The 23670-nt window shown below is 45.0% G+C and carries 19 protein-coding genes and 2 pseudogenes; 9 read left to right on the top strand and 12 right to left on the bottom strand.

The annotated features are described in order from the left end of the window. Positions 1–78 precede the first annotated feature (78 nt). The 3 genes and pseudogenes from R7Z77_RS22005 to queC all read left to right on the top strand — a co-directional run. A pseudogene (locus R7Z77_RS22005) lies at positions 79–390 on the top strand (amino acid transporter); the annotation flags it as partial. A gap of 308 nt (positions 391–698) precedes the next feature. Then, a pseudogene (locus R7Z77_RS22000) lies at positions 699–1038 on the top strand (helix-turn-helix domain-containing protein). A gap of 67 nt (positions 1039–1105) precedes the next feature. Beyond that, positions 1106–1762, top strand: a complete 657-nt coding sequence (gene queC / locus R7Z77_RS21995) for a 7-cyano-7-deazaguanine synthase QueC (RefSeq protein ID WP_005377298.1) — start codon at positions 1106–1108, stop codon at positions 1760–1762. A 310-nt stretch (positions 1763–2072) separates the two neighbouring features. Here queC and queE read toward each other — a convergent pair whose 3' ends face one another. After that, complete coding sequence (gene queE, locus R7Z77_RS21990; RefSeq protein ID WP_318136837.1) at positions 2073–2723, bottom strand: 7-carboxy-7-deazaguanine synthase QueE; 651 nt, start codon at positions 2721–2723, stop codon at positions 2073–2075. A 216-nt stretch (positions 2724–2939) separates the two neighbouring features. On the opposite strand from queE, the gene R7Z77_RS21985 reads away from it, so the two are divergent. After that, on the top strand, positions 2940–3749 hold the full coding sequence (locus tag R7Z77_RS21985; protein WP_017821691.1) for a Cof-type HAD-IIB family hydrolase: 810 nt from the start codon (positions 2940–2942) through the stop codon (positions 3747–3749). Positions 3750–3909: 160 nt separating this feature from the next. Here the strand turns inward: R7Z77_RS21985 and R7Z77_RS21980 are convergent, their stop codons facing one another. The 10 genes from R7Z77_RS21980 to R7Z77_RS21935 form a co-directional block, all read right to left on the bottom strand. Next, positions 3910–5355, bottom strand: a complete 1446-nt coding sequence (locus R7Z77_RS21980; protein WP_053304405.1) for a bifunctional NUDIX hydrolase/phosphatase PAP2 family protein — start codon at positions 5353–5355, stop codon at positions 3910–3912. A 385-nt stretch (positions 5356–5740) separates the two neighbouring features. Beyond that, entirely contained in the window at positions 5741–7072 is a 1332-nt protein-coding gene (locus tag R7Z77_RS21975) for a trypsin-like serine protease (RefSeq protein ID WP_318136836.1), read from the bottom strand. A 191-nt stretch (positions 7073–7263) separates the two neighbouring features. Beyond that, complete coding sequence (locus R7Z77_RS21970; protein ID WP_318136835.1) at positions 7264–7743, bottom strand: GNAT family N-acetyltransferase; 480 nt, start codon at positions 7741–7743, stop codon at positions 7264–7266. A 189-nt stretch (positions 7744–7932) separates the two neighbouring features. Next, entirely contained in the window at positions 7933–9810 is a 1878-nt protein-coding gene (locus R7Z77_RS21965) for a propionyl-CoA synthetase (RefSeq protein ID WP_318136834.1), read from the bottom strand. Positions 9811–9887: 77 nt separating this feature from the next. Continuing rightward, positions 9888–11084 carry a 2-methylaconitate cis-trans isomerase PrpF gene (gene prpF, locus R7Z77_RS21960; RefSeq protein WP_318136833.1) on the bottom strand — a complete coding sequence of 399 codons (1197 nt, stop codon included), beginning with the start codon at positions 11082–11084 and terminating at the stop codon, positions 9888–9890. A gap of 9 nt (positions 11085–11093) precedes the next feature. Then, complete coding sequence (gene acnD / locus R7Z77_RS21955; protein ID WP_318136832.1) at positions 11094–13685, bottom strand: Fe/S-dependent 2-methylisocitrate dehydratase AcnD; 2592 nt, start codon at positions 13683–13685, stop codon at positions 11094–11096. A gap of 156 nt (positions 13686–13841) precedes the next feature. After that, positions 13842–14984, bottom strand: a complete 1143-nt coding sequence (gene prpC / locus R7Z77_RS21950; protein ID WP_318136831.1) for a 2-methylcitrate synthase — start codon at positions 14982–14984, stop codon at positions 13842–13844. A 132-nt stretch (positions 14985–15116) separates the two neighbouring features. Further along, positions 15117–16013, bottom strand: coding sequence for a methylisocitrate lyase (gene prpB, locus R7Z77_RS21945; RefSeq protein ID WP_005377281.1), 897 nt, complete (start codon positions 16011–16013; stop codon positions 15117–15119). A gap of 12 nt (positions 16014–16025) precedes the next feature. Next, positions 16026–16739: a GntR family transcriptional regulator gene (locus R7Z77_RS21940; protein WP_005377279.1), complete on the bottom strand. Its 714-nt coding sequence runs from the start codon at positions 16737–16739 to the stop codon at positions 16026–16028. A gap of 264 nt (positions 16740–17003) precedes the next feature. Further along, positions 17004–17402, bottom strand: coding sequence for a GFA family protein (locus R7Z77_RS21935; RefSeq protein ID WP_005377278.1), 399 nt, complete (start codon positions 17400–17402; stop codon positions 17004–17006). 266 nt (positions 17403–17668) lie between these two features. Here R7Z77_RS21935 and R7Z77_RS21930 point away from each other — a divergent pair, with 266 nt between their 5' ends. The 5 genes from R7Z77_RS21930 to R7Z77_RS21910 all read left to right on the top strand — a co-directional run bounded on the left by R7Z77_RS21930 (position 17669) and on the right by R7Z77_RS21910 (position 22566). Continuing rightward, on the top strand, positions 17669–18640 hold the full coding sequence (locus R7Z77_RS21930; protein ID WP_005388181.1) for a tripartite tricarboxylate transporter substrate binding protein: 972 nt from the start codon (positions 17669–17671) through the stop codon (positions 18638–18640). Positions 18641–18878: 238 nt separating this feature from the next. Next, complete coding sequence (locus R7Z77_RS21925) at positions 18879–19373, top strand: tripartite tricarboxylate transporter TctB family protein (RefSeq protein ID WP_065274568.1); 495 nt, start codon at positions 18879–18881, stop codon at positions 19371–19373. Between the two features lie 19 nt (positions 19374–19392). Next, positions 19393–20919 carry a tripartite tricarboxylate transporter permease gene (locus R7Z77_RS21920; RefSeq protein ID WP_318136830.1) on the top strand — a complete coding sequence of 509 codons (1527 nt, stop codon included), beginning with the start codon at positions 19393–19395 and terminating at the stop codon, positions 20917–20919. Positions 20920–21198: 279 nt separating this feature from the next. Continuing rightward, the gene (locus R7Z77_RS21915; protein WP_115386021.1) at positions 21199–21714 is read left to right on the top strand and encodes an adenylate kinase; all 516 of its coding nucleotides are present in this window, start codon (positions 21199–21201) and stop codon (positions 21712–21714) included. Positions 21715–21795: 81 nt separating this feature from the next. Continuing rightward, on the top strand, positions 21796–22566 hold the full coding sequence (locus tag R7Z77_RS21910) for a sulfite exporter TauE/SafE family protein (protein WP_053350349.1): 771 nt from the start codon (positions 21796–21798) through the stop codon (positions 22564–22566). A 292-nt stretch (positions 22567–22858) separates the two neighbouring features. Here the strand turns inward: R7Z77_RS21910 and R7Z77_RS21905 are convergent. After that, positions 22859–23670 (bottom strand): TAXI family TRAP transporter solute-binding subunit (locus tag R7Z77_RS21905; protein ID WP_318136829.1); only part of this gene is annotated, 812 nt, incomplete at its 5' end.

Here is a 23670-nt window from a genome sequence, read left to right as displayed (position 1 = left end):
TGAAACTCAGTATATTGTTTAATAATTATTCAATTTCGGACGACTTGGTTTTCTGTCCGAATTACGCAACAAAGCCCGAGTAAGATCAAAACTTCATCGGATAATTCTAAAGGTATCAGTTTCTTAACAGGTTTCGGTTTGCAGTTCGTTAATGTGAAAATCATTCTTTATGGAATTACCTCTATTTCTACGTTCGTACTGCCCCACACTCAGAATATCTACTGGATCTTAGCGACTAGCCTCATTCTTGCTTTGATCGCACTTCTTAGCAACGTAGTTTGGGCCGTTGCAGGAAAGCTACTTCAATCGCAATTCCAGAGATATGGCAAAGTCATCAATATGAGCTTAGCAGCAGCTCTGATCTATTGTGCGACACAGTTATTTACTTAAGTATATAGTTGTTCATCAAGAACAATATTGCTCTTCAACTTAGACGACTACGTTTATGTGAAGAGCAAATTCTGCTCTACAAATCGCTGCGGTTTCTCCTGCCCTTACTCGCTCCTCCCGCGCCTCCATACGGCAGTTTTTGAAGAAGTAGATTCAACGTAACTTAATCAACCTAAAGATACGAAATCTTGTTTAGCTATACATATACGGCCTTGGCGACCTCGGCAATAACTAAGTATTACTTAGTATACACAAATCAGAAAAACTAAGATAATCTTAGTCATCCAAGTCCTTCGTATGAACTTTAAGTGTTGTTTAATAACCCACTCCCAGCCCGCCTTAAGCATGCGCGTAAACAAGCGAATCTGTCCCAAAAAGCACTGGGCATCCGTATCGGCATGGATGATAGTTCTGCAAGTGCAAGGATGAATCAATACGAAAGGGAGCGCCATACTCCCGACGTAAAAACGCTCAAACTTATCGCAGATGAGCTAAACGTGCCTCTAAACTATTTTTTTTTGTGAAGATGAAATCACCGCTGAACTTGCTGTGAATCTCCACAAGCTGTCAAATGATGACAAGCAAAGAGTGCTTGAGAGCACAGCCCAGCTGATTGCGGACGCAATCGCCACGAAGTCGAGTACGTAATTGGGATTAAACGCCTAAGAATACGTATCAATACCAAAGAATCAAAGAGCATAACTAAGGGTTCAACATGGCTACAACAAAAGCACTTGTGGTTTTTTCCGGTGGGCAGGACTCTACGACCTGCTTAATCGATGCATTAAATACATATGATGAGGTTCATGCTATAACGTTTGATTATGGCCAGCGTCATTCAGATGAAATAGATATCGCTATCGAATTAGGTAAGCAACTTAACATCAAAAGCCACAAAGTCCTGGATGTAAAATCAATTAATGAGTTAGCGATAAGCTCGCTGACAAGAGACAACATTCCGGTATCTAATGACTTAAGCGACGCTAACGTACCCAATACATTCGTTCCAGGGAGAAACATTCTCTTTCTTACTTACGCATGTATCCATGCTTACCAGCTTGGCATTCAAGACATCATTACGGGAGTCTGCGAAACAGACTTTAGTGGTTACCCTGACTGCCGAGACAACTTTATTCGCTCTCTAAATCTCTCTTGCAATTTAGGTATGGATAAAGCCTTCAACATTAAGACTCCTTTAATGTGGCTTACTAAAGCCGAGACCTGGGCTCTAGCTGATAAGCACAATATGTTGGAGTTTGTCCAAAACAATACTTTAACATGTTACAACGGAATCGTTGGTAAAGGCTGTGGTGAATGCCCAGCGTGCCTACTGCGACAAAGCGGCTTAGAAGAATACTTAGCGAGCAAATAGTCTTTGTTAGCGGTAATAGCGCTGGGATAAAACCTTTTGCGTTAGCTTCTAAACGTTTTATCTCAGCGTGAAACTCCAGCCAACAGAGCTTCATTTTGATGCCGCCAGATTGGTGGCATCAATTAAATGCGAAACGATTGTCGAACCAAAGATAGCACCACACCACAGCAGCCAACACTGCTTAGCTTTTACAACGCTATAAATTGTTTAGATATATCGACAATGTTTCGATAGCAAAGCTACCAACGGCATTACTCGCGAAACCGGAATTAGATAGAAAAGCTACCTCGAATGATGACGAGTCTCTCGTCTAAGCAATACTCAAATATTTATGAGTTTGAACAGACAAACGCCAATTGCGGGCAATGCACGTATCAATACACAATTGCGTAGCACGAGGCTTCTGGCTAATTGGTTGTAGTGCAATGATAGTCTCGGCCGCTACGTTCGCATTTGCTAAAAGGTCATCAAGGTGGTCGATGTCTTTCTGGGTGCCGACTGGATGCTTAATCTCATTTGCTCGTTCTAACGCGCTATTAAGCACTGGCAATTTACCTTTCATTGCCAGTTTTGGTGACACTGTCACCCACGTATTTTCTGAAGTAATCACTTCTGATGTGCCACTGGTTTCAATTTGGCATTGGCACCCCATATCTTCAAACGCCTTTGTTAAAGGGCGCAGATCATAAATACAAGGCTCTCCACCAGTAATCACGATATGCTTAGCATTAAAGCCTTGCTGTTGGTATTGCTCTACGATGTTCTCGGCAGATGCAACACACCAAGTCGGAGAGTCTTCCGTTTTCACCAGAATATCGCCTATTTGACGTTGATCATTCTCATCTGCATACCACGTCTGTTTGGTATCGCACCATGAGCAACCAACCGGACACTCTTGAAGCCGAACAAAAACAGCAGGGACTCCAGTGAAAATCCCTTCCCCTTGGATGGTTTCAAACATCTCATTTAGCTTATACAACGCAGAACTCACTCAACTCATAACATTTCAAGGCGAAGACCATAATGGACACGCGTGTCTAGGTCAATTTAAACCAAAAATTAATTGTTAAAATAGACCATTTTGTAGTTTCATAGCGTAATGAATGCAGGTTTCTGGTTAACGTTAAACCAAGCCTTTTTCACTGACAGATCCCAAAAAACTTTAAGGTAAGAAATGATGTATAAACTGATCGCACTAGATATGGATGGCACGCTACTCAATAGTGATAAAGCCATTTCTGAAGAAAACAAACAAGCGATCGCAAAAGCTCGAGAAGCAGGCGTTACTGTCGTTCTCGCTTCTGGTCGCCCATTAGAAGGAATGCAAGACAAGCTCGACGAACTGAATATCCATTCCGATCGAGATTTTGTTCTTTACTACAACGGTTCGATGGTCAAGAACGTAGGCACAAACGACATCATCCACCAGCAAATCATAGATGGTAAAGCTGCAAAATTGGTGGCGCGAAAAGCCGAAGAGCTAGGTGCGTACGTCCATGCTTTTAGTCAAGTTCATGGTTTAATCACCAACGAACACAACCCTTACACCGATATTGAAGCAAAGATAAATGGCTTAAATGTCACCGAGATGAACTTCGAATCACTAGAAGACGATCATCCAATCATCAAAGCTATGATGGTTGCAGAGCCAAGCAAACTAACAGAAGTTATAGCAGCACTGCCAGCTGAAATGCGCGAAGCGTTTACGGTTGTTCAAAGCGCTCCGTTTTTCCTTGAGTTTCTTAACCCTGCGAGCAACAAAGGTATTGGTGTTGCCGCAATTGCCGAGTATCTGGGAATTAAACCGGAAGAAGTTATCTGTATGGGTGACGCAGAAAATGACCACCACATGCTGAAATACGCTGGCCTTGGTATCGCGATGGCAAATGCAATGGAAGAAACCAAGCAAATCGCTGACTACATTACGGCAAGTAATGATGAGCACGGTGTCGCTAAAGCTATAGAAAAGTTCGTGCTCAATGCATAGCCCTTTCCGCCATGTCTGTTGCGTTAAGCTTCTTACGTTTAACACCCCTAGCCGTCCAAGATAGGCAAGCGGCGTTGTTCGTGGACTAAACGTGTAAAAGCCTTGCTGTAATGCAAGGCTTTGTTTTTACTCAAATACTAATAGATAACAAATACAGCCATCAATCTAGCAACGTTTTGCTCGGTTGGTTTTCACAAGTCAGCTTCCTTGCAAGCAGCATAAATAACAACATTAATAATGGATAATGTAACGTCGACAAGACTAATGACCACAAACCGCTAAACGATACGATATTAGCCGAGTACAAATAGAGTTGATCAACAAGCAACAATGCCAGCGTTACAAAGATCATCTGCCGAGTATCTAAATGTGCTTTCGACTCTTTAAATGTCATGACCAACGCTGATGCAGTGATTAAAATTGCTAGCCAGCGACCAAACACAGGTAATGGCCAGATGACGGAGATGACCGCTGTTGCCGCAGTCATAACGAACCAGACGCCTTTTGAGCTTAGAACTTGATCAACGTTCACATCTTGATTTGTCTCCAGTCGAAGAACATGCCAAGCCACCAAGCTGCCTAACAGCGCGCCAAATAACATATCTAAAATAAAGGCACTGCCGAGGAAAAACTTACCTAACACCACAGTAAGAGTGATGAACACGAAGACTGCCGTTGTTCCATTCAAACCAAAATACTGGGTTCTATGAAACAAGAACGTCAGCACACAAAACCACACAGCGATAGGCAAGCTAGGAAAACTAAAGCCAAAGCTGTGCGTTAACTCCATCATTGGTATATAGACATGTGGGCGCGGTAGCGAAAAGCCTTGTTGAGCGACAAGCACCATAAGCGACGTTGCACTAATTGCGAAAAAGAGTCGGTACACAAACCGGCTACCAAAGCGCATCATGGCAAAAGGAAATAGAAAGAGTAATACCGTTGGTTCTGTCAGATCTATAACGAGTTTCGAGATCTGACTAGCTACCTCGTAACTCGTTTCTGACAACGCCCCTACCCAACTCTGTAAATCTATCAGCCACGCCAATTCAACCTGACGAAATGAAGGCGCGGATTCGATCAGCTGAGTAACATAAGATACTGATTGCTTGGTAGCTTGATCAAAAAACTGAGTGACTTGTGGCCATTGCTCAGGATAACGATACAAAGATGATGGTAATTCAGATGGGCTAAGCAGCATCGCTGACGCAACTTCTACTCCATAATGAGGGGCAAACCAAATAGGCAGTTCATTTCCACCTAAAGAATTATTCATAGAAAAAGCGATAATGTCAGAGTCTGATATACAGTCGTAAAAAACTGCAGTGTCCGTTCTGCCAAGCTCCTCTCCAACCGTAACCACTATACCGGTTTCTTCCCACGTTTCTCGTTGAGCAGCAACTTGTGGAGACTCACCATCAATGATGGTTCCGCCAGGTAGAGAAATCTTATCCGTTAATACTTCATGAACTAGCACTAACTTGTCATCAGCGCGAACAATACAGAGCGCTCCTTTAACTTCGCTCGCAGTGGCTTTAGCCGTAGAGATCGGTGAAACAGGTAACAAAATAAAACAAAGGATGAGTAATAACAGCTGTCTCAACACAAAATATGACCTTAAATAAACATAATGATAACCAATGAATCATGGCAGTTAATCTTATCTTTTTCGACAAAAATTAAGTAACGAGTTATGCCAAACTGAGTTGATCGCGTAAAACCTGAACTCAACGCTCACTGGAGAATAATTTAATGCAAACCTGACAAAAATCAGACAAAATATAAAATGTTGATCGCAATTCTGCCAGTTATATAAAGATAACGTCAGGACAAAGTCATACACATTTTGTGGGTTCTCATAGTTGACACAATAAAAAAGGGCTTATTATTCGCAAACAATAAACCCCAGTTATGATAACTATGTACTGATCGTTGAAACCAAGAATGAATCTTATCTCATGGTCAACGAATCAAATTCACTGGCCCGATCGTTAGTTAGACGTGCAATTCTCATCGCCTACTTTTTGCCAAACACCCCAAGGCCCTGAGTCTGCTGGGTTATCACCTTGAGTCCACCACTGCGCTTGCCAAACTTTACCATTCCAAGTGACCGTATCTCCTTTGAGATACACTAAGCTGGCTTGCCATACAGTTGTACAGCTATCTGTGGGAGGCGTTGTCATCGTTTTCGCTTGAGCAGATACTAACGCTTGGTATTGTGTGCTGGTCTTATCAACGTTGAAGTTCAAAGCCACTCTTGCTTCTCCGCTCTGAGTAGCACCAAATTCAACATCAACACGACAACTTGCATTCATTGCTAACGTCGCCTGAGAGCACTGATCATTGGCAATAACAGCTGCATCAGTAACACCCGAAGCAAACGCGCGAACATTTTCCACAGTGAACGTGGTGTTCCCTGAATTCTGGATAACAAAGCTATGTTGCTGTAACTCCCCAACATTAAATGATGCCAGTGTCTGTTCGGTGGTGTATCCAACAGAAACATTTTCTTTTGGTGGTGTTGCTGTTCCGATAACACCATCGACAAAATTGCGCATAGCAGCGATATCGCTATAAACCCCATACATACCAGGACGAGCACAACCTATTCCCCAACTGACCACACCAAGTTGAGTAATTACACCACTGCGATTAATGACGATTGGACCACCACTATCTCCCTGACAAGAATCTATCCCACCTTGAGGAATACCCGCACAGAATGACACTTCTCCAACCGTTGTGTAGTTGCCACCGGCTTGACGGCAAGTCATATCCGACACAAGTGGGACGTCAACCTCTTGCAATCGAGACGGAGAGCTTCCTCCTTCAGAAGTTCGCCCTAAGCCAGCAACACTAAGCCAATCTCCGATGCTCGCGTATTGCGTTAGACTGCCATTCGCAATCTCAACTGAAGAAACACCTTGAGGTACAGAGTCGAGCTTCAATACCGCGAGGTCATGAGAAAGCGTCGCGCGGCGATATGCCGGGTGCATATGGATCTCACTGACGTTTGCACGAACACCGTCACTACCGTTATAAACAACGCCACCGATTTTAACCGCTATCTGATTCGGAGAATCACCCTCAACACAATGCGCAGCAGTCAGGACGTAACCATTCCCGATATAACTGGCCCCACAATATGATCGGTTACCATAACGACTAACAATTTGGGTGTAGAATTTCCAGTCACGTGGGTCGGCAGTTACTCCGCCTACGATCTGGGGTTGGATAGTATGATTTTGCGCCTGTGACAAATCATCAGCACTTGCGAACATTGGCAAAACGGCTAAAGCAAGTAACGATTTTATTAGTTTCAAAATATTGTCCTCTTGTTTTTGTAAGCACGATCCTCGTGCTACTAATAAACAAGCAGACAAAAACGCCGATACCAATGTGGGTGCATATCAATTTGTTAACATTGCAAGCAACTTATAGAGAAAAGTCTATTGACGAACTGAATGATTTCAATTAGATAGAACCTAAATCACAATATTAAAGTTAAATACGATTATTCGTTCAGCGGTTTTCTTAAATAGTGGATATGATGTGCAAATCCTTGTTTTTCATACAAAGATATTGCGCCCTGGTTAAAATGCCATACTTCAACAAACATCTGTTTTGCACCGTAATCAGAGAACGTTGACTCAATTTTATTAATCAATGCCTGCGCCGTACCTTGTTTTCGATATTCAGGCAGCACATAGAGCTCATCCACACTTCCCATCATAACTGGCTGGCTGACGGTAGAAATAAGTTCACAGAAGTGACCAGAGATAAAGCCAAAAATTTCATCTCCCTGTTTTGCTACGTAAACAAGGCACTCAGGGTCATCAATATATCGAGCAATGCTTTTTTCTTGTTCTATCTCCTCTGCCGTTTTGAAAAGCTCAGGAGATTGAAGATGATGCTCATCATGAAGCTCGAACATAAGATCGTTGAGCAACTCTAGGTCGCTAAAACACGCAGGTTTAATCGCAAACGTGGTCATACAAAGGGTCACTAAAAATGGAATGGCTGTAGTTTGTGAGGAAAACGTCGTATTGGCAAGTCACAAATGCTTTCACGATACGTTTGTACTGTTTGAACAACAAAAAGGCCCCTGCACTTAATAAACGTACAGAGGCAGAACCAACCAACAGAGTTCGAGGATCAGGGGTTAGTTAGAATTGAGTTTTTCTCAGCGTCGTAGCACTCGCTCAATTTCGTTCAAGCTACTTGGGTCATCAATCGTTGACGGAACGGTGTATTTTTCACCATCAGCTATTTGACGTATAGTTCGACGCAAAATTTTACCTGAACGTGTTTTCGGTAAACGGTCTACAACCAACGCATGCTTGAAGCAAGCAACTGCACCTATCTCACTACGCACTTTGCCCACAAGCTCACCTTCAAGGTCTAGCTCATCCACTTTTACACCGTCTTTTAGTACCACAAAGCCAAGTGGAAGCTGACCTTTTAGATAATCGTGGATACCAACCACCGCACATTCTGCAATCGCTGGGTGGCCTCCTACTATTTCTTCCATTTCACCTGTCGACAATCGGTGTCCCGCGACATTAATCACGTCATCAATACGTCCCATAATAAACAGGTAACCGTCTTCATCCAGATAGCCACCATCACCTGACACGTAGTAGCCTGGGAATTGGCTAAGATAACCAGTTTCAAAACGGTCATGATTACGCCAAACCGTTGGCAGACAGCTTGGTGGTAGCGGACGTTTTAATGCGACAAAGCCTTGTAGGTTAGGCCCGACAGCCTCTCCAAGTTCATTCAGAATCTCGACCTGATAACCCGGAATGGGCTTCGTCGAAGAACCAGCTTTAACTGGCATCATTTCGACACCTGTCGGGTTGCCCGCGATGGCCCAGCCCGTCTCGGTTTGCCACCAGTGGTCAATAACGGGCTTGTCCGCTTTGCTCTGAACCCACTCCAGTGTCGGAGGGTCAAGGCGTTCTCCCGCCATAAAGATGGTTTTCAGATTCGACAAGTCGTACCGTTTTAAGTGCTCGCCTTCCGGGTCCTCTTTCTTAATCGCACGAAACGCCGTTGGTGCAGAGAACAACGCATCTACTTTATATTCATCACACACTCGCCAAAATGCGCCAGGATCCGGTGTTCGAACAGGCTTGCCTTCGAATAGGATGGTAGTGCAACCGTGAATCAGTGGAGCGTAAACAATGTAAGAGTGCCCGACTACCCAGCCCACATCAGATGCCGCCCAAAAGACGCCATCTTGAGGAATGTTATAGATTGCGCTCATGGAGTACTTCATCGCGACAGCATGGCCACCGTTATCACGCACAACGCCTTTCGGCTTACCTGTCGTACCCGATGTATAAAGTATGTAGAGCGGATCGGTTGCTAACACCGGAACACAACCATGTGGCAGCGCTTGGTTGTACTCTCGCTGCCAATCTAAGTCTCTATCTTGGTTTAGCTCAGCGTCGCACTCTGGACGTTGGAAAACAAACACTTTCTCAGGCTTCCAACGGCTGTCCATAATGGCTTTGTCTACCATTGGTTTGTATGGAATGACTTTGTTGATCTCAATCCCGCACGACGCCGTCATGATCACTTTCGGCTCTGCATCTTCAATTCGTACAGCAAGCTCATTAGGAGCAAAACCGCCGAATACTACGGAATGAATCGCCCCCAAACGCGCGCAGGCAAGCATCGCCATTGCGGCTTCTGGGATCATCGGCATATAAATAACGACTCGGTCGCCTTTTTCAACACCTTGAGCAGACAGCATGCCAGCAATTTTTGCTACTTGGTCACGTAGGTCGCTATAGGTGTACGTGGCTTTACGGCCTGTCACTGGCGAGTCATAAATGAGTGCAGTATTATCACCGCGTCCTTGCTCGCAATGGTAATCTAATGCTAACCAGCACGTATTCATTACACCATCTGGAAACCAACGTTCTATGCCGTTTTCACCAGATTTCAAGATAGTTTTAGGAGATTCGAACCAATCGAGATTCTCCGCTTGAGCGCGCCAAAAACTCTCCGGTTCATTCTTCGCCCATAAGTATTCTTTTTCGTATGAAGACATATTGCTTCCTCCAGTATGTCCTGACATTGCTCTCGTTCTACTCAAAGATCGCTCTTTTAATCCAAAGATCGTCTCTTTTAATCGAAGACATAGAAGGGTACACGCACAAATCCCTCCATCAGTATTCTCGCACTTCGGCTCATAATGGCTTTTTTCACCACCCAGCCCTGCTCAGTTTGTTTCGCTTGTGCCCCAACTTTTAACGTTCCTGACGGATGACCAAAAGTCACGGACTCTTTTTCACCGCCACCAGCGGCTAAATTCACTAACGTTCCGGGCACACACGCAGCAGAAGCAATAGCAACGGCTGCTGTTCCCATCATTGCATGATGTAGCTTGCCCATCGACAGCGCGCGAACGAGCACATCAATATCCGACTCATTAACGGCTTTACCACTTGAAGACAGGTAACTTTTCGGTTTAGAAACATACGCTATTTTCGGCGTATGTTGGCGTGTTTGAGCTTCTTCTAAATCAGAAATCAGGCCCATTTTTAACGCGCCATATGCGCGGATGGATTCGAACATCGCTAATGCTGTGTCATCGCTGTTGATATCGTCTTGCAGCTCGGTGCCCTGATATCCTATCGATTCAGCATCAATAAAAATGGTTGGTATGCCCGCGTTAATAAAGGTCGCGTTGAACGTACCCACATCCGGCACCACCAAATCATCAACTAAGTTGCCCGTTGGGAACATACTTCCTTCGCCATCGGAAGGATCAACAAAATCCACTTGAATCTCTGCCGCTGGAAACGTGACACCATCGAGTTCAAACTCTCCGGTTTCTTGGACGAAACCATTGACGATTGGCACGTGAATCAAAATCGTTTTGCTTATGTTCACTTGCCAAACACGCACCGTCACAATTCCATTTTCTGGAATGCGGTCTTGTGGGATCAGACCAGCATGAATGGCGAAAGGACCGACAGCGGCAGACAAGTTGCCGCAGTTACCACTCCAATCGACGAATGGTTTGTCGATCGACACTTGGCCAAATAAGTAGTCAACATCGTGATCGGCTCTGCTGCTGCGCGAAACAATCACTGTTTTACTGGTGCTTGACGTCGCGCCCCCCATGCCATCAATTTGCTTCGCGTAAGGATCAGGGCTGCCAATAACGCGTAGCAACAGTTTGTCACGTGCGGCTCCAGCCACTTGCGCTTCTTGAGGCAAATCCTCTAGGTTGAAAAAGACACCTTTACTCGTGCCGCCACGCATGTACGTCGCGGGCACTTTTATTTGGCTTGTTTGATTCGGAGTATTATTTGACATACGCACTCCTTATTGTGCCAAGAAATCTTGCGCGAAACGCTGCAGAACACCGCCTGCGTTGTACACGTGAACTTCGTCAGCGGTATCTAAGCGACAAGTAACCGGAACATCGACTTTATCGCCGTTGCTGCGTGTGATAACCAGCGCTAAATCAGCGCCCGGCTTGATTTCTCCAACCACGTCGTAAAGTTCCGTACCATCCAGCTCTAGCGTATTGCGGTTAACGCCCGACTTAAATTGCAGTGGTAGTACGCCCATGCCAACCAAGTTAGTACGGTGAATACGCTCAAAGCCTTCAGCAACAATGGCTTCTACGCCCGCCAGTCGAACGCCTTTTGCTGCCCAGTCACGGGATGACCCCTGACCGTAATCCTCGCCAGCCACCACGATCAATGGTTGTTTACGATTCATGTAGGTTTCAATCGCTTCCCACATACGAACCACCTGCCCTTCTGGCTCTACACGCGCCAGAGATCCCTGCACGACTTCGCCGTTTTCCTTCACCATTTCATTGAACAACTTTGGGTTAGCGAAGGTCGCGCGTTGCGCCGTTAAGTGGTCACCACGGTGAGTCGCGTAAGAGTTGAAATCTTCTTCTGGCACACCCATTTTCGCTAAGTATTCACCTGCTGCGCTGCTTGCGAGAATCGCGTTGGATGGTGATAAGTGATCAGTGGTGATGTTGTCGCCCAGAATCGCCAATGGACGCATGCCAGACAATGTTCTTTCTCCCGCTAGCGCACCTTCCCAGTACGGTGGTCGGCGGATATAGGTACTCATCGGACGCCAGTCGTACAGCGGGTTGGGATTTTGCTCTTGATCATTCAGCTTAAACATCTGAATGTAAACTTGCTTAAACTGCTCAGGTTTAACATGAGTACCGACAACTGCATCGATCTCTTCATCGCTTGGCCACAAATCATTTAAGTAAATTGGTTTGCCATGTTGGTCAGTGCCCAGTGCATCGCGCTCGATATCAAAACGAATCGTACCGGCCAGCGCATAAGCGACAACCAATGGTGGTGAAGCCAAAAAAGCTTGTTTGGCGTACGGATGGATTCGACCATCAAAGTTACGGTTACCAGAAAGCACCGCTGTCGCATATAAATCACGGTCGATGATCTCTTGTTGGATTTTTGGATCCAGCGCACCACTCATACCGTTACAAGTTGTACATGCGTAACCAACAATGCCAAAGCCAAGCTTCTCTAGCTCTGGTAACAAGCCCGCTTCTTCCAGATACAAGCGTGCAACTTTAGAACCCGGAGCAAAAGACGATTTCACCCAAGGTTTACGTACAAGACCAAGTTCGTTGGCTTTCTTCGCGACAAGGCCAGCAGCAACCACGTTTCTTGGGTTACTGGTATTCGTACATGAGGTAATAGCAGCGATGATCACTGCACCATCTGGCAACTCGCCTTCTTTCTCTTCCCACGCTCCAGAAATACCGCGCTGTGCCAACTCAGAAGTTGGTAAACGACGATGAGGGTTTGACGGACCAGCCAAGTTACGGCTAACTGATGATAAATCGAACTCAAGTACGCGCTCGTAAACGGCGCTATAAAGACCGTCTGCCCAAAGACCGGTTTGTTTTGCGTAATTTTCTACTAAAGCAACTTGTTCTTCATCTCGACCAGTTAGTTTCAAGTAATTGATGGTCTGCTCATCAATATAAAACATGCCAGCTGTTGCGCCGTATTCTGGTGTCATGTTTGAAATCGTTGCGCGGTCTCCGATCGTTAGATCACGTGCGCCTTCTCCGAAGAATTCAAGATATGAAGATACCACTCGCTCATTACGCAGAAACTCAGTAATCGCGAGGACAATATCCGTTGCGGTAATGCCCGGTTGACGTTTACCCGTCAGTTTGACACCGACAATATCTGGTAGACGCATCATTGATGGTCGGCCAAGCATGACGGTTTCTGCTTCCAGACCACCGACACCTATCGCAATAACACCAAGAGCGTCTACGTGAGGTGTGTGACTGTCCGTACCCACACAGGTGTCTGGGTAGGCAATGCCCTGCTTTGCTTGTACCACAGGAGACATTTTTTCCAAGTTGATTTGGTGCATGATGCCATTCCCAGCTGGAATCACGCTGACGTTTTCAAACGCTGTTTTACACCACTCGATAAAGTGGAATCGGTCTTCATTACGGCGCTCTTCAATCGCGCGGTTTTTGTCGAAGGCATCAGGGTCAAAGCCCGCATGTTCAACCGCTAAAGAGTGGTCAACGATCAATTGTGTCTCAACCACTGGGTTCACTTTTGCAGGATCACCGCCCTGATCTGAAATGGCATCGCGCAGACCCGCTAAATCGACTAGAGCGGTCTGACCAAGAATGTCATGACAAACAACGCGTGCTGGATACCAAGGAAAATCAAGATCTCGTTTGCGTTCAATTAACTGTTTCAGGCTATCTGTCAATGTGTTCGGGTCACAGCGGCGGACCAGCTGCTCAGCTAGCACGCGAGAGGTATAAGGGAGTGTTTCATAGGCTCCAGGAGAAATGGCATTGACGGCTTCGCGTGCATCAAAATAATCCAGTTGAGTTCCCGGAAGCGGCTTACGATATTGGGTATTAATATTTGTGTTCATGGTTTGCTTCCATTCAGTCTTTACATCTTGCCTTCATCAAGGTTTTCCATTGCTCCAGAAACACAGTGATGAGAGGATCTCCTTCCTCTGTTAGAGAGAATGACAAAGGAAGGAGGTGGTCAACCAAAGCATATAATGCCCTCGTTGACCTTCGCGCTAGCGATTCTCGATAGGCACCCATTCTTGATGATCTGGGCCCGTGTAATCAGCACTTGGGCGAATGATGCGGTTATTGGCACGTTGCTCATAAACGTGTGCAGCCCAGCCCGTTAAACGACTCATCACAAAGATTGGGGTGAATAGTTTGGTTGGAATGTCCATGAAGTGGTAAGCCGATGCATGGAAGAAGTCCGCATTACAGAACAGACCTTTCTCTCGCTTCATCACTGATTCAACACGCTCAGAAACCGCATATAGATGTGTATCACCAACTTGTTTCGATAGCTCTTTGGACCAGCGTTTTATTAAGGCGTTGCGAGGGTCACTTTCACGATAAATTGCATGACCAAATCCCATGATCTTGTCTTTATTGGCTAGCATTTTCATGATGTTCGCTTCCGCCTCATCGGGCGTTTGCCAATCTTCAATCATTTCCATCGCCGCTTCGTTTGCGCCGCCGTGAAGTGGTCCACGAAGCGTACCGATTGCTGCCGTGATACAAGAATGGATGTCTGACAACGTTGATGCACAAACGCGTGCTGCGAATGTAGAAGCATTAAACTCATGTTCAGCATAAAGAATAAGCGAGCAATGCATCACTTGTTTGTGCAGCGCAGATGGCGCTTTGTCTGTAAGTAATCGCAAGAAGTAACCACCGATGCAATCTTCAGTCTGATCCTCGGTGTTGATACGCACGCCATCATGACTAAAGCGGTACCAGTAACAGATGATGGCAGGGAACAAGGCTAGCATACGTTCGGTTGCTTTCAGTTGCTCCTCGAAGCTCATTTCCTGCTCTAGGTTACCCAATACAGAACAACCCGTGCGCATCACGTCCATTGGGTGTGCGCTTGCAGGAATCAACTCTAAAGCTTGTTTTAGCTCGGCTGGCAAACCTCTAAGGCTGAGTAGGTGTGTCTTGTACGCATCAAGTTCTTGTTGATTCGGCAAGTGACCGCGTAACAGAAGGTGAGCCACTTCTTCAAACTGTGCGTTGTTCGCAAGATCAGTAATATCGTATCCACGATAAGTTAAACCAGTTCCCGTTTTTCCGACAGTACATAAAGCTGTGCTTCCTGCGCTTTGACCACGAAGGCCTGCGCCACCTAATTCTGCTTTATTTTCTGCAGTTTGAGACATTGTTTGAACTCCTTTTCTGTCTGACTTTTCCCTCTCTGGGGTGTTTTTAGCCAAACGAATTTCACGTTATTAGATGAGATAAATTCCGATTATCTTTTTCTTGGGCTTCCGTTTATTTTTGCTTTTCCCCCGCTATTTCCCTTCAGAGAATAACTGGTCAAGTTTGTCTTCATAGTCGTGGTAATTCAGGTGCTGATACAACTCTTTACGTGTTTGCATCGAATCAACCAGTGCTTCCTGATTACCCACTTCTAGCAAATGTTTGTAGACCGTTTCAGCAGCTTTGTTCATGGCACGGAACGCACTTAACGGATAAAGCACCATGTCCACTTGTGCTTTCGCTAGCTCATCGCAGCCATACAGCGGTGTCGCGCCAAATTCTGTAATATTCGCCAGAATAGGAACGTGCTTTCCGGTCGCTTGCTCAAGCGCATTTGAAAACTGAAGGTACTGGTCCAGCTTGTTCATCGCTTCTGGGAAGATCATGTCTGCGCCAGCTTCCACACACGCAATCGCACGCTCGATTGCGCTGTCCATGCCTTCAACAGCTAACGCGTCAGTACGAGCCATAATCACGAAACTTTCATCATTGCGTGCATCAACCGCGGCTTTTACACGATCAACCATCTCTTGCTGGCTGACTATTGCTTTGTTCGGACGATGACCACAACGTTTCTGTGCGACTTGGTCTTCCATGTGCACCGCTGCCGCGCCCGCTTTTTCCATCGCTTTGATCGTGCGAGCAATGTTAAATGCACCGCCAAAACCCGTGTCGATATCAACCAAAAGAGGCAAATCACATGCGTTAGTGATGCGGTCAACGTCAACCAAAACGTCGTTTAATGTTGTGATACCGAGATCCGGCAATCCGTATGACGCATTTGCGATACCGCCACCAGACAAATAGATCGCTTGGTGACCCAAGTTTTTTGCCATCATGGCGCAATACGGGTTTATAGTGCCGACAATTTGTAGTGGATTATTTTGTTCAATGGCGAGTCTGAATTTCGCTCCCGGTGTTAAGCTCATGACGAATTCCTTCTAGTCTTTGTCTAAACTTTCTGTATGTATAATTTGAGATTGGATGAGCTTTCGACTTCCTGATATGTGTCTTCTCATCAACATTTCTGCAAGCTCTTCATCGCGATTGCGAATGGCTTCCAAAATGAATTTGTGTTCGGTGAGCGCCTCATTCGGGCGAGATTGTGCACGTGGCGACTGGTAACGATACATCCGTAATAAGTGATAGAGTTCATCACACAGCAGAGATATTAACTTACTGTTTCTGCTCGCTTGGATGATGCGATAGTGAAAATCAAAGTCACCATGTTGATGGAAGTAAGACGCGCCTTCCATTTGGTCTATATGCTTGGAATGTGTCGACAATAGCATTTCCAAGCTTAAGAGCTCTTCTTGCGTAATGTGTCGCGCAGCTAACCTTGCCGCCATGCCTTCCAATGCTTCTCGAACGGCATAAAGTTCTATCAGCTTTTCCGGAGAAAAAGTGGTCACTCTAGCCCCAACATGAGGAATTCGCTCGATGAGCCCTAGCCCCTCTAAGCGCATCAATGCTTCACGCAAAGGCCCACGACTGACTTGATATTTCTTTGCTAGCTCAGGCTCTGATATCTTATGGCCAGGCTTCACGTCGCCATTAACAATGACTTCAATCAGTGTTTCGGTCAGCGTTTCGGATTTGGTGTGTTCTTTCTCAGAACCCAGCACTTTATAACGAGCTTTCAACTCAGAGTTCATATTCAGATACTCTTGTTACCGACATCGAAATGTCTACAATTTCTTAACCTGAATATAAAGTAGTCGATCAAAGTGTCGACAATCAAGTAAATTGTCGACAATTTAGACTAAGGTCGTAATTTAAATGGGCCAAAAATGCCTATTAAGTGCCGTTTTTAGCAGAAATCAAGAATGGGAAATTCATATTGTCGACAACTTATAAACCTTTAAGCTTATGATCTAAAAACTAAAAGCTCAGCTGTCGAACAATAATCGGATAAAAAACTATTCTTTAGGTACAAATTGATCAAAGACTTGTTGCGAAGTCATCTTTTGTGAAGCGGAATTGAGGTCATAATAAGCTGGCTTTTCATCGGTAAAAATCTCTAAAGTGAGTTTGAAATCTGGGTTATCGAACAAACCAGCGGAAAGAATGTACTCACCTGTCGGCAACAAATGATAGAAAAGGTTTGTGCCGCATTCGCCACAAAAACCTCTCACCGCCCAGTCAGACGATTGATAACGCTTTGGCTCGGCCCCCTTAAACGTTACGTTAGGACCACAATGCACCGCATGGAGTGCGCCACTCGACCATTTTCGACACATAGAGCAATGGCACAGGCTAACCTCATTTTTAACCTCAGCGATGACTTCAATTGCGCCGCACAAACACGTCCCTTTCATTCTCTTTTCCTCGTTCATTTTCCGTCATTTTATTATGGCCTACCAAAGCGTAAAGCCGCGTGACCTAACACCAACTTCTCGCCGTGAACTTTATGAACAAAATAACCGAAATGCTCAATATTCTCTTTATATCTCTTTTACAGACAGATATTTAACACTTAATTAACCTTTACACCAAGTTCAGCTTTAACGCTTACAAGGCATGACAACTGAGCAAAAACAATAAGGCTCAACTAAATAGAGTCGCTAACATAAGGAACGTGAACATGTTAAAGGTACTCAAACCAACGCTCGCCGCTTCAATCATCGCAGCTTCATTTTCATTCAACGCTCTTGCTGCAGATATTGAAAAAATGCACTTTCTTATCCCTGGAGGTGCCGGTGGCGGTTGGGACATGACCGCCCGAGGTACTGGTGATGTATTAATAAAATCAGACATCGTCGAAACCGTATCATTTCAAAACCTATCTGGTGGTGGCGGTGGCAAAGCAATCGCACATTTGATTGAAACGGCTGATCGTCAAGAAGATACACTCATGGTGAACTCAACACCGATCGTCGTTCGCTCGCTCAGTGGGATCTTCCCACAATCTTTCCGCGACTTGACTCCTGTTGCCGCAACGGTTGCCGATTATGGCGCCATTGTTACATCAGCCGATTCTCCTTATAGCTCTTGGGAAGATGTCGTTAAAGCTTTTAAAGAAAACCCACGTAAGGTGAAGGTTGCTGGTGGCTCTGCTCGTGGTTCTATGGATCATTTGGTTATAGCAGCGGCTTTCAAAGGTGAAGGTTTTGATGCGCGTAAAGTTCGTTACATTGCCTATGATGCAGGTGGAAAAGCCATGGCAGCCCTACTTTCAGGCGAAACACAACTGCTCTCTACAGGGCTAGGTGAAGTACTCGAAATGTCTAAGTCTGGGCAAGTGAAAGTGTTAGCGATTACAGCACCAAAACGTTTAGAAGCTGCGCCTAACATTCCAACTCTCACCGAATATGGTAATGAAACTGTCTTTGCTAACTGGCGTGGATTCTTTGCAGCACCAGGCACAAGCCAAGAAAAGCTAGATGAATGGAATGCCGCATTTACTAAAATGTATAACACCGACGAATGGCAAGTCGTTCGAGACCGCAATGGTTGGATCGACAACTATAAAGCGGATAAAGCATTCTTCGCGTTTCTTGAAGATCAAGAGCAACAGATGGGTGACTTAATGCGCGAGTTAGGCTTCCTGAAGTAACAGTCGAATTGGGGTCCCTCAGATACCAACCTCAATGAATAACGTAGGTTGGTATTTCCCCATTGTATTTGCACTCTAAGTTTCACCGCATCTGGACATTGTCGACAATCGGCATGCACACTCCTTTGTTTATATACCCAAAGCGGCTCGACTAGCAGCGAAATGCTTAATTGTTAATGGTTTAGTTTATTCATTGACGTCCATATGCGGTCTTTTTTACTTTTGTTAGGAGTTGAATATGCCTCGTTCAACCAACTTTTTCACCAAAGAGTATTTGCTCTGTCGTGACCGCGTCGGCGCAATGATCTTTCTACTCTTCTGTCTTTGCTACGGTTATCAAACCTCGCAGATTCCATTGTTTCCAGGTGATGAGTATGAACCATTCACCGCACGTACTCTGCCAACCATCCTGACTTACGTTGGTGTCGGCCTTTCTTTGCTATTGCTGGTGACAGGACAACCAGATAAACAAAGTGGCGCAGTGCTGACCTTCAATTGGAAGTTACTGATTGCCTTTTTAGTTTTAATGGCACTCTACGGCGTGGGCCTGACGTACTTAGGTTTTGTGATAGCTACTGGCTTCTTTTTATTGGCTGGCTTTTATCTGCTCGGGGAAAGACGTAAACCCGTTCTGTTTGGCGCGTCGTTTCCATTCGTGATCGCGTTCTACTTATTACTCACTCAAGGTTTGGACATCTATCTCGAACCGGGTTTGATTTTCACCATCTGGTAGTCAAAGAAAGGACTGAATTATGTTAGATGGAATTCTACAAGGTTTATCCACCGCAGTAATGCCAATGAACATTATGATGGTGATCGTTGGTTGCTTCGTCGGTACATTTATCGGCATGTTACCTGGACTTGGGCCGATCTCAGCCATTGCTTTGATGATCCCAATTACTTATGGCCTAGAGCCCTCCTCTGGCCTTATTTTAATGGCGGGTGTTTATTACGGTGCGGTATTTGGTGGTTCTACATCGTCGATTTTAATTAACGCGCCGGGTTGTTCTTCAACCGTGGTCACAGCATTCGACGGCTACCCAATGGCTCAAAAAGGCCAGGCAGGTAAAGCATTAGCTTTGGCAGCTTATTCGTCTTTCACTGGCGGTACGCTATCTGCCATTATGTTGCTTGTTGCCGCACCAGCATTGGCTAGCGTCTCCCTTAGCTTCCAATCGTCGGACTATTTTGCGTTGATGCTACTTGGGTTATCAGCAGTCGCGGCTTTTGCGGGGAAAGGTCAGGTAATCAAAGCGTGGATGATGACCATTCTTGGTTTGATGCTATCTACAGTTGGAATCGATAAAGGCGTAGGCGTTGAACGCTTTACCTTCGGTTTAACGGATTTAATGGATGGCTTTAGCTTCTTGTTGCTTGCAATGGCGACATTCGCACTGGGTGAGACACTGATGGGCATCCTTAAACCATCAAAAGACACCAGCGATGAAGAACAAGAAAAGCTGAGCAACATTGGCTCAATGAAAGTGACCAAGGAAGAAATCAAAGATGTTGCGCCTGTTTCAATTCGCTCTTCAATATTAGGTTTCTTCATTGGCGTTCTTCCTGGCGCAGGGGCAACCATTGCTGCTTTTTTAAGCTATGGTATGGAGCGCAACCTCGCACCTAAAGAGAAAAAGGATGAGTTCGGTAAAGGCAGTATACGTGGTTTGGTTGCGCCAGAGTCTGCGAACAATGCAGCATCTAGTGGTTCATTTGTACCGCTATTAACGCTTGGTATTCCGGGCTCTGGTACAACAGCAATAATGCTCGGTGCGCTGATCGCTTATGGTATTCAACCTGGCCCTCGCCTATTTGTTGAACACCCAGATGTGTTCTGGTCAGTGATCATTTCCATGTACTTCGGCAACATCGTACTTGTGATCCTGAACTTACCGTTGATTCCGTACATTTCAAAGCTTTTGGCGGTTCCAAGAACGGTGCTTCTACCGATGATTTTATTCTTCTCAATCACCGGCGTTTATTTGGTCTCTTTTAATACTATGGATGTGTTCGTGATGCTGATTGTGGCTATGGCTGCCATTGCACTTCGGCTCGCTAACTTCCCACTCGCACCTTTATTGCTGGGCTTCATCCTTGGAGGATTAATGGAAGAGAACTTACGCCGCGCATTAATGATTTCAGATGGAGAACTGAGTTTCCTATGGGAGCGTCCTATTACCCTTACCTTTACTGTTTTAGCTGTATTGGTATTGGCAAGTCCACTAATCGTAAAGCTGATTCAAAAGTTTAAAGCACAGCCAGTCAGCGTTGAGCAGTAATCGCTGTCTCTTTCAACCTAGATAAAGCCATCCATCGTGATGGCTTTATCTTCCGCCCTCCAAATCGTTCGCTTATTGTGCAGATGGTATTGACAAATCACTGTCGTTATATGAAGGTGATTGTATGAACACACACTTAGCGCAACTTAACCAACGAATTATCATCATTCCATAGGAATGGTGGGATTTTTTGATGCGCTCAGTATTTATCGAACCCACCCATAACGGTGGGTTTTCTGTCTCTACCGTATGGGAAAAGCTCTCTTGGAGGCGGTCACAATGCAAAAAATAGCAGTTTTTGGTAAACCCGGCAGTGGAAAATCGACGGTAAGTAAAGCAATCGCGTCTGCTACCGGTCTTCCTCTTCATCAATTAGATTCAATAGTCTATAAACCAAACGGTGATCCCGTTGAGCGTAACGTTTTTGATGAAGCCCATAGCAATATACTAAGCTCAGATCGTTGGATTATAGATGGCCTTGGACCGATCAGCTCTTTTAACGCTCGTTTAGATGCAGCCGATACTCTCATTTATATTGATCTACCATACTCAGTAAGCTATTGGTTTGTGACGAAACGTCTCCTTAAAGGACTTTTCATTAAACCTGAAGGTTGGCCTGATGGTAGTTCGGTACTGAAAGGAACGTTACAAAGCTACAAAGTTCTTCAGCAATGCCCTGCATTCTGGAATGATGACTTTATGTCTCGCCTCGAAGGGTACTCTCAAAGTAAAACCGTTCATGTCATCAAAAACGTTACAGAACTGAACAATTTTGTTTTAGAGCGGGTAAAGTAAACCTCATATCAGAACATTAGAGCATGTGGGTTAGAGCATCTGAAGCTCTAACAATGAAAAAGAACATAACAAGGATTGTTTATGCTTTTAGAACTCGCACTTTTATTCGTTGCTGGCGTAATTGGTGGGATCATTAACTCCATAGCAGGAGGCGGAAGCTTTATTACTTTTCCGGCTCTATTGGCAGTTGGTGTTCCTCCTATTATGGCTAACGCAACAAACACGTATGCTTCATGTGCGGGTTACATTAGCGGAGCCGTCGGGTTCAGAGAAGAGATCATGAAGAACAAGCATGAACTGCTGTTCACAGTCTCATTCAGTTTAGTCGGCGGCGCTGTCGGAGCATATCTGTTGCTCAACACGCCAGAATCGCTATTTATGGAAGCTATCCCTTGGTTACTCTTATTTGCCACCGTGCTTTTTCTCACCGGTTCTCGTTTAACAATGCTAATCAAAACTGTCGCGAAAGAGCACAAACATGCTGGCATACTCGGAGCAATCGCGTTGGGTTTACTACTTGTTGGTGTCTCTGCTTACGGTGGTTTTTTCAACGCAGGTTTAGGGGTTATTGTTCTGAGTTATCTGGTAGTAGCTGGTCACCAAGACATTAATTTAATGAACGGTTTGAAATTGCTCGTATCTACGTGTGTTTCACTCATTGCTATCGTGATTTTTGTTGCCAATGGCTCCATTGATTGGCACACAGGTAGTGTTGTTTTGGTCGGTACGTTGGTAGGTGGGTATCTTGCAGCTCGTGTATCTCGTCAACTGAATCCCAATCATGTTAAAGGGTTTGTTGCTCTTTCTTCTATTCTCATCACTCTCTACTTTTTCATTGATGTTTATGTTTAAGCAAAACTTGTACAAGTGGATAACACTCCTAAAAAACGCTAGCGCGAAAGATTAATGCAGATAGCCTAACGATTTTTTGTGTCACTCCAGCGAGGTTAGGAATCTAATAGCACTACACTGAGCGGCTAATGAAACCATTTTGATCACAAAGTGCTCGGATGGAAGATCCTGTATCACGCTCCTTCGTCGCTGTACAGGATGACAAGAAATAGAAATATGCCACTCGCAGTTAAACGAGTGGCATTGATCGAGAAAGATGGCGTTTTACATCAATAATAAGAGAAGGTAACGCTTACTTAATCAGCCCTACTTCTTTGTAGTATTTGAGCGCACCTGGGTGAAGAGGCGCAGATAAACCGTCTTTTACCATTTCCTCTTTCTTCAAGTTTGCAAACGCTGGGTGGAGACGGCGGAAATCATCGAAGTTTTCAAATACCGCTTTAACCACGTTATAAACCACATCTTCTGGTACCGCAGTAGAAGAAACAAACGTCGCGCCCACACCAAAGGTTTGAACATCACTATCTGTGCCACGATACATACCACCCGGGACATTTGCGACACGATAGAAGCTGTTGTCTGCAACCAGTTTTTCTACATTAGGTCCAGCTACCGTTACGATATTACTATCACACGACGTAGTGGCTTCTTTAATCGCTCCACTTGGGTGACCAACGGTATAAATCATCGCATCAATTTTGTTATCACAAAGTGCTTTTGATTGCTCTGCTGCTTTTAACTCAGAGACAAGCTTAAAGTCGTCGTTACTCCAACCATACTGGTTCATTAGCACTTCCATAGTACCTCGCTGACCAGAACCAGGATTACCAATGTTAACGCGCTTACCTTTCAAATCATCAAAAGTTTTGATGTTCGCGTCTTTACGTGCAACGACAGTAAACGGTTCTGGATGAACGGAGAATACGGCGCGTAGCTCTTTAAAAGGCCCGCTTTCTTCAAACTTACTGGTTCCTTTGTAAGCATGATACTGCCAGTCTGATTGCGCGATACCGAGGTCCAATTCACCAGGCTTTGTTGCGTAATTCGGACAGAAAACCAAGTCGTCCGAAATTGAATAATTATTAAACAATATACTGAGTTTCA

Source organism: Vibrio sp. 1401 (assembly GCF_033340295.1).
Note: the sequence above shows the minus strand (reverse complement) of the source record. Positions and strands in the feature narration are given on the sequence as shown.

Bases quoted from the DNA above. Each gene is read 5' to 3' on its own strand.
- queE (WP_318136837.1), bottom strand. From the start codon at position 2,723: ATGTTTGAAACCATCCAAGGGGAAGGGATTTTCACTGGAGTCCCTGCT.
- prpB (WP_005377281.1), bottom strand. From the start codon at position 16,013: ATGAGCTTAACACCGGGAGCGAAATTCAGACTCGCCATTGAACAAAAT.
- R7Z77_RS21940 (WP_005377279.1), bottom strand. From the start codon at position 16,739: ATGAACTCTGAGTTGAAAGCTCGTTATAAAGTGCTGGGTTCTGAGAAA.
- queC (WP_005377298.1), top strand. From the start codon at position 1,106: ATGGCTACAACAAAAGCACTTGTGGTTTTTTCCGGTGGGCAGGACTCT.
- R7Z77_RS21935 (WP_005377278.1), bottom strand. From the start codon at position 17,402: ATGAAAGGGACGTGTTTGTGCGGCGCAATTGAAGTCATCGCTGAGGTT.
- R7Z77_RS21915 (WP_115386021.1), top strand. From the start codon at position 21,199: ATGCAAAAAATAGCAGTTTTTGGTAAACCCGGCAGTGGAAAATCGACG.
- R7Z77_RS21925 (WP_065274568.1), top strand. From the start codon at position 18,879: ATGCCTCGTTCAACCAACTTTTTCACCAAAGAGTATTTGCTCTGTCGT.
- R7Z77_RS21930 (WP_005388181.1), top strand. From the start codon at position 17,669: ATGTTAAAGGTACTCAAACCAACGCTCGCCGCTTCAATCATCGCAGCT.
- acnD (WP_318136832.1), bottom strand. From the start codon at position 13,685: ATGAACACAAATATTAATACCCAATATCGTAAGCCGCTTCCGGGAACT.
- R7Z77_RS21970 (WP_318136835.1), bottom strand. From the start codon at position 7,743: ATGACCACGTTTGCGATTAAACCTGCGTGTTTTAGCGACCTAGAGTTG.
- R7Z77_RS21985 (WP_017821691.1), top strand. From the start codon at position 2,940: ATGTATAAACTGATCGCACTAGATATGGATGGCACGCTACTCAATAGT.
- R7Z77_RS21920 (WP_318136830.1), top strand. From the start codon at position 19,393: ATGTTAGATGGAATTCTACAAGGTTTATCCACCGCAGTAATGCCAATG.
- prpF (WP_318136833.1), bottom strand. From the start codon at position 11,084: ATGTCAAATAATACTCCGAATCAAACAAGCCAAATAAAAGTGCCCGCG.
- R7Z77_RS21910 (WP_053350349.1), top strand. From the start codon at position 21,796: ATGCTTTTAGAACTCGCACTTTTATTCGTTGCTGGCGTAATTGGTGGG.
- R7Z77_RS21965 (WP_318136834.1), bottom strand. From the start codon at position 9,810: ATGTCTTCATACGAAAAAGAATACTTATGGGCGAAGAATGAACCGGAG.
- prpC (WP_318136831.1), bottom strand. From the start codon at position 14,984: ATGTCTCAAACTGCAGAAAATAAAGCAGAATTAGGTGGCGCAGGCCTT.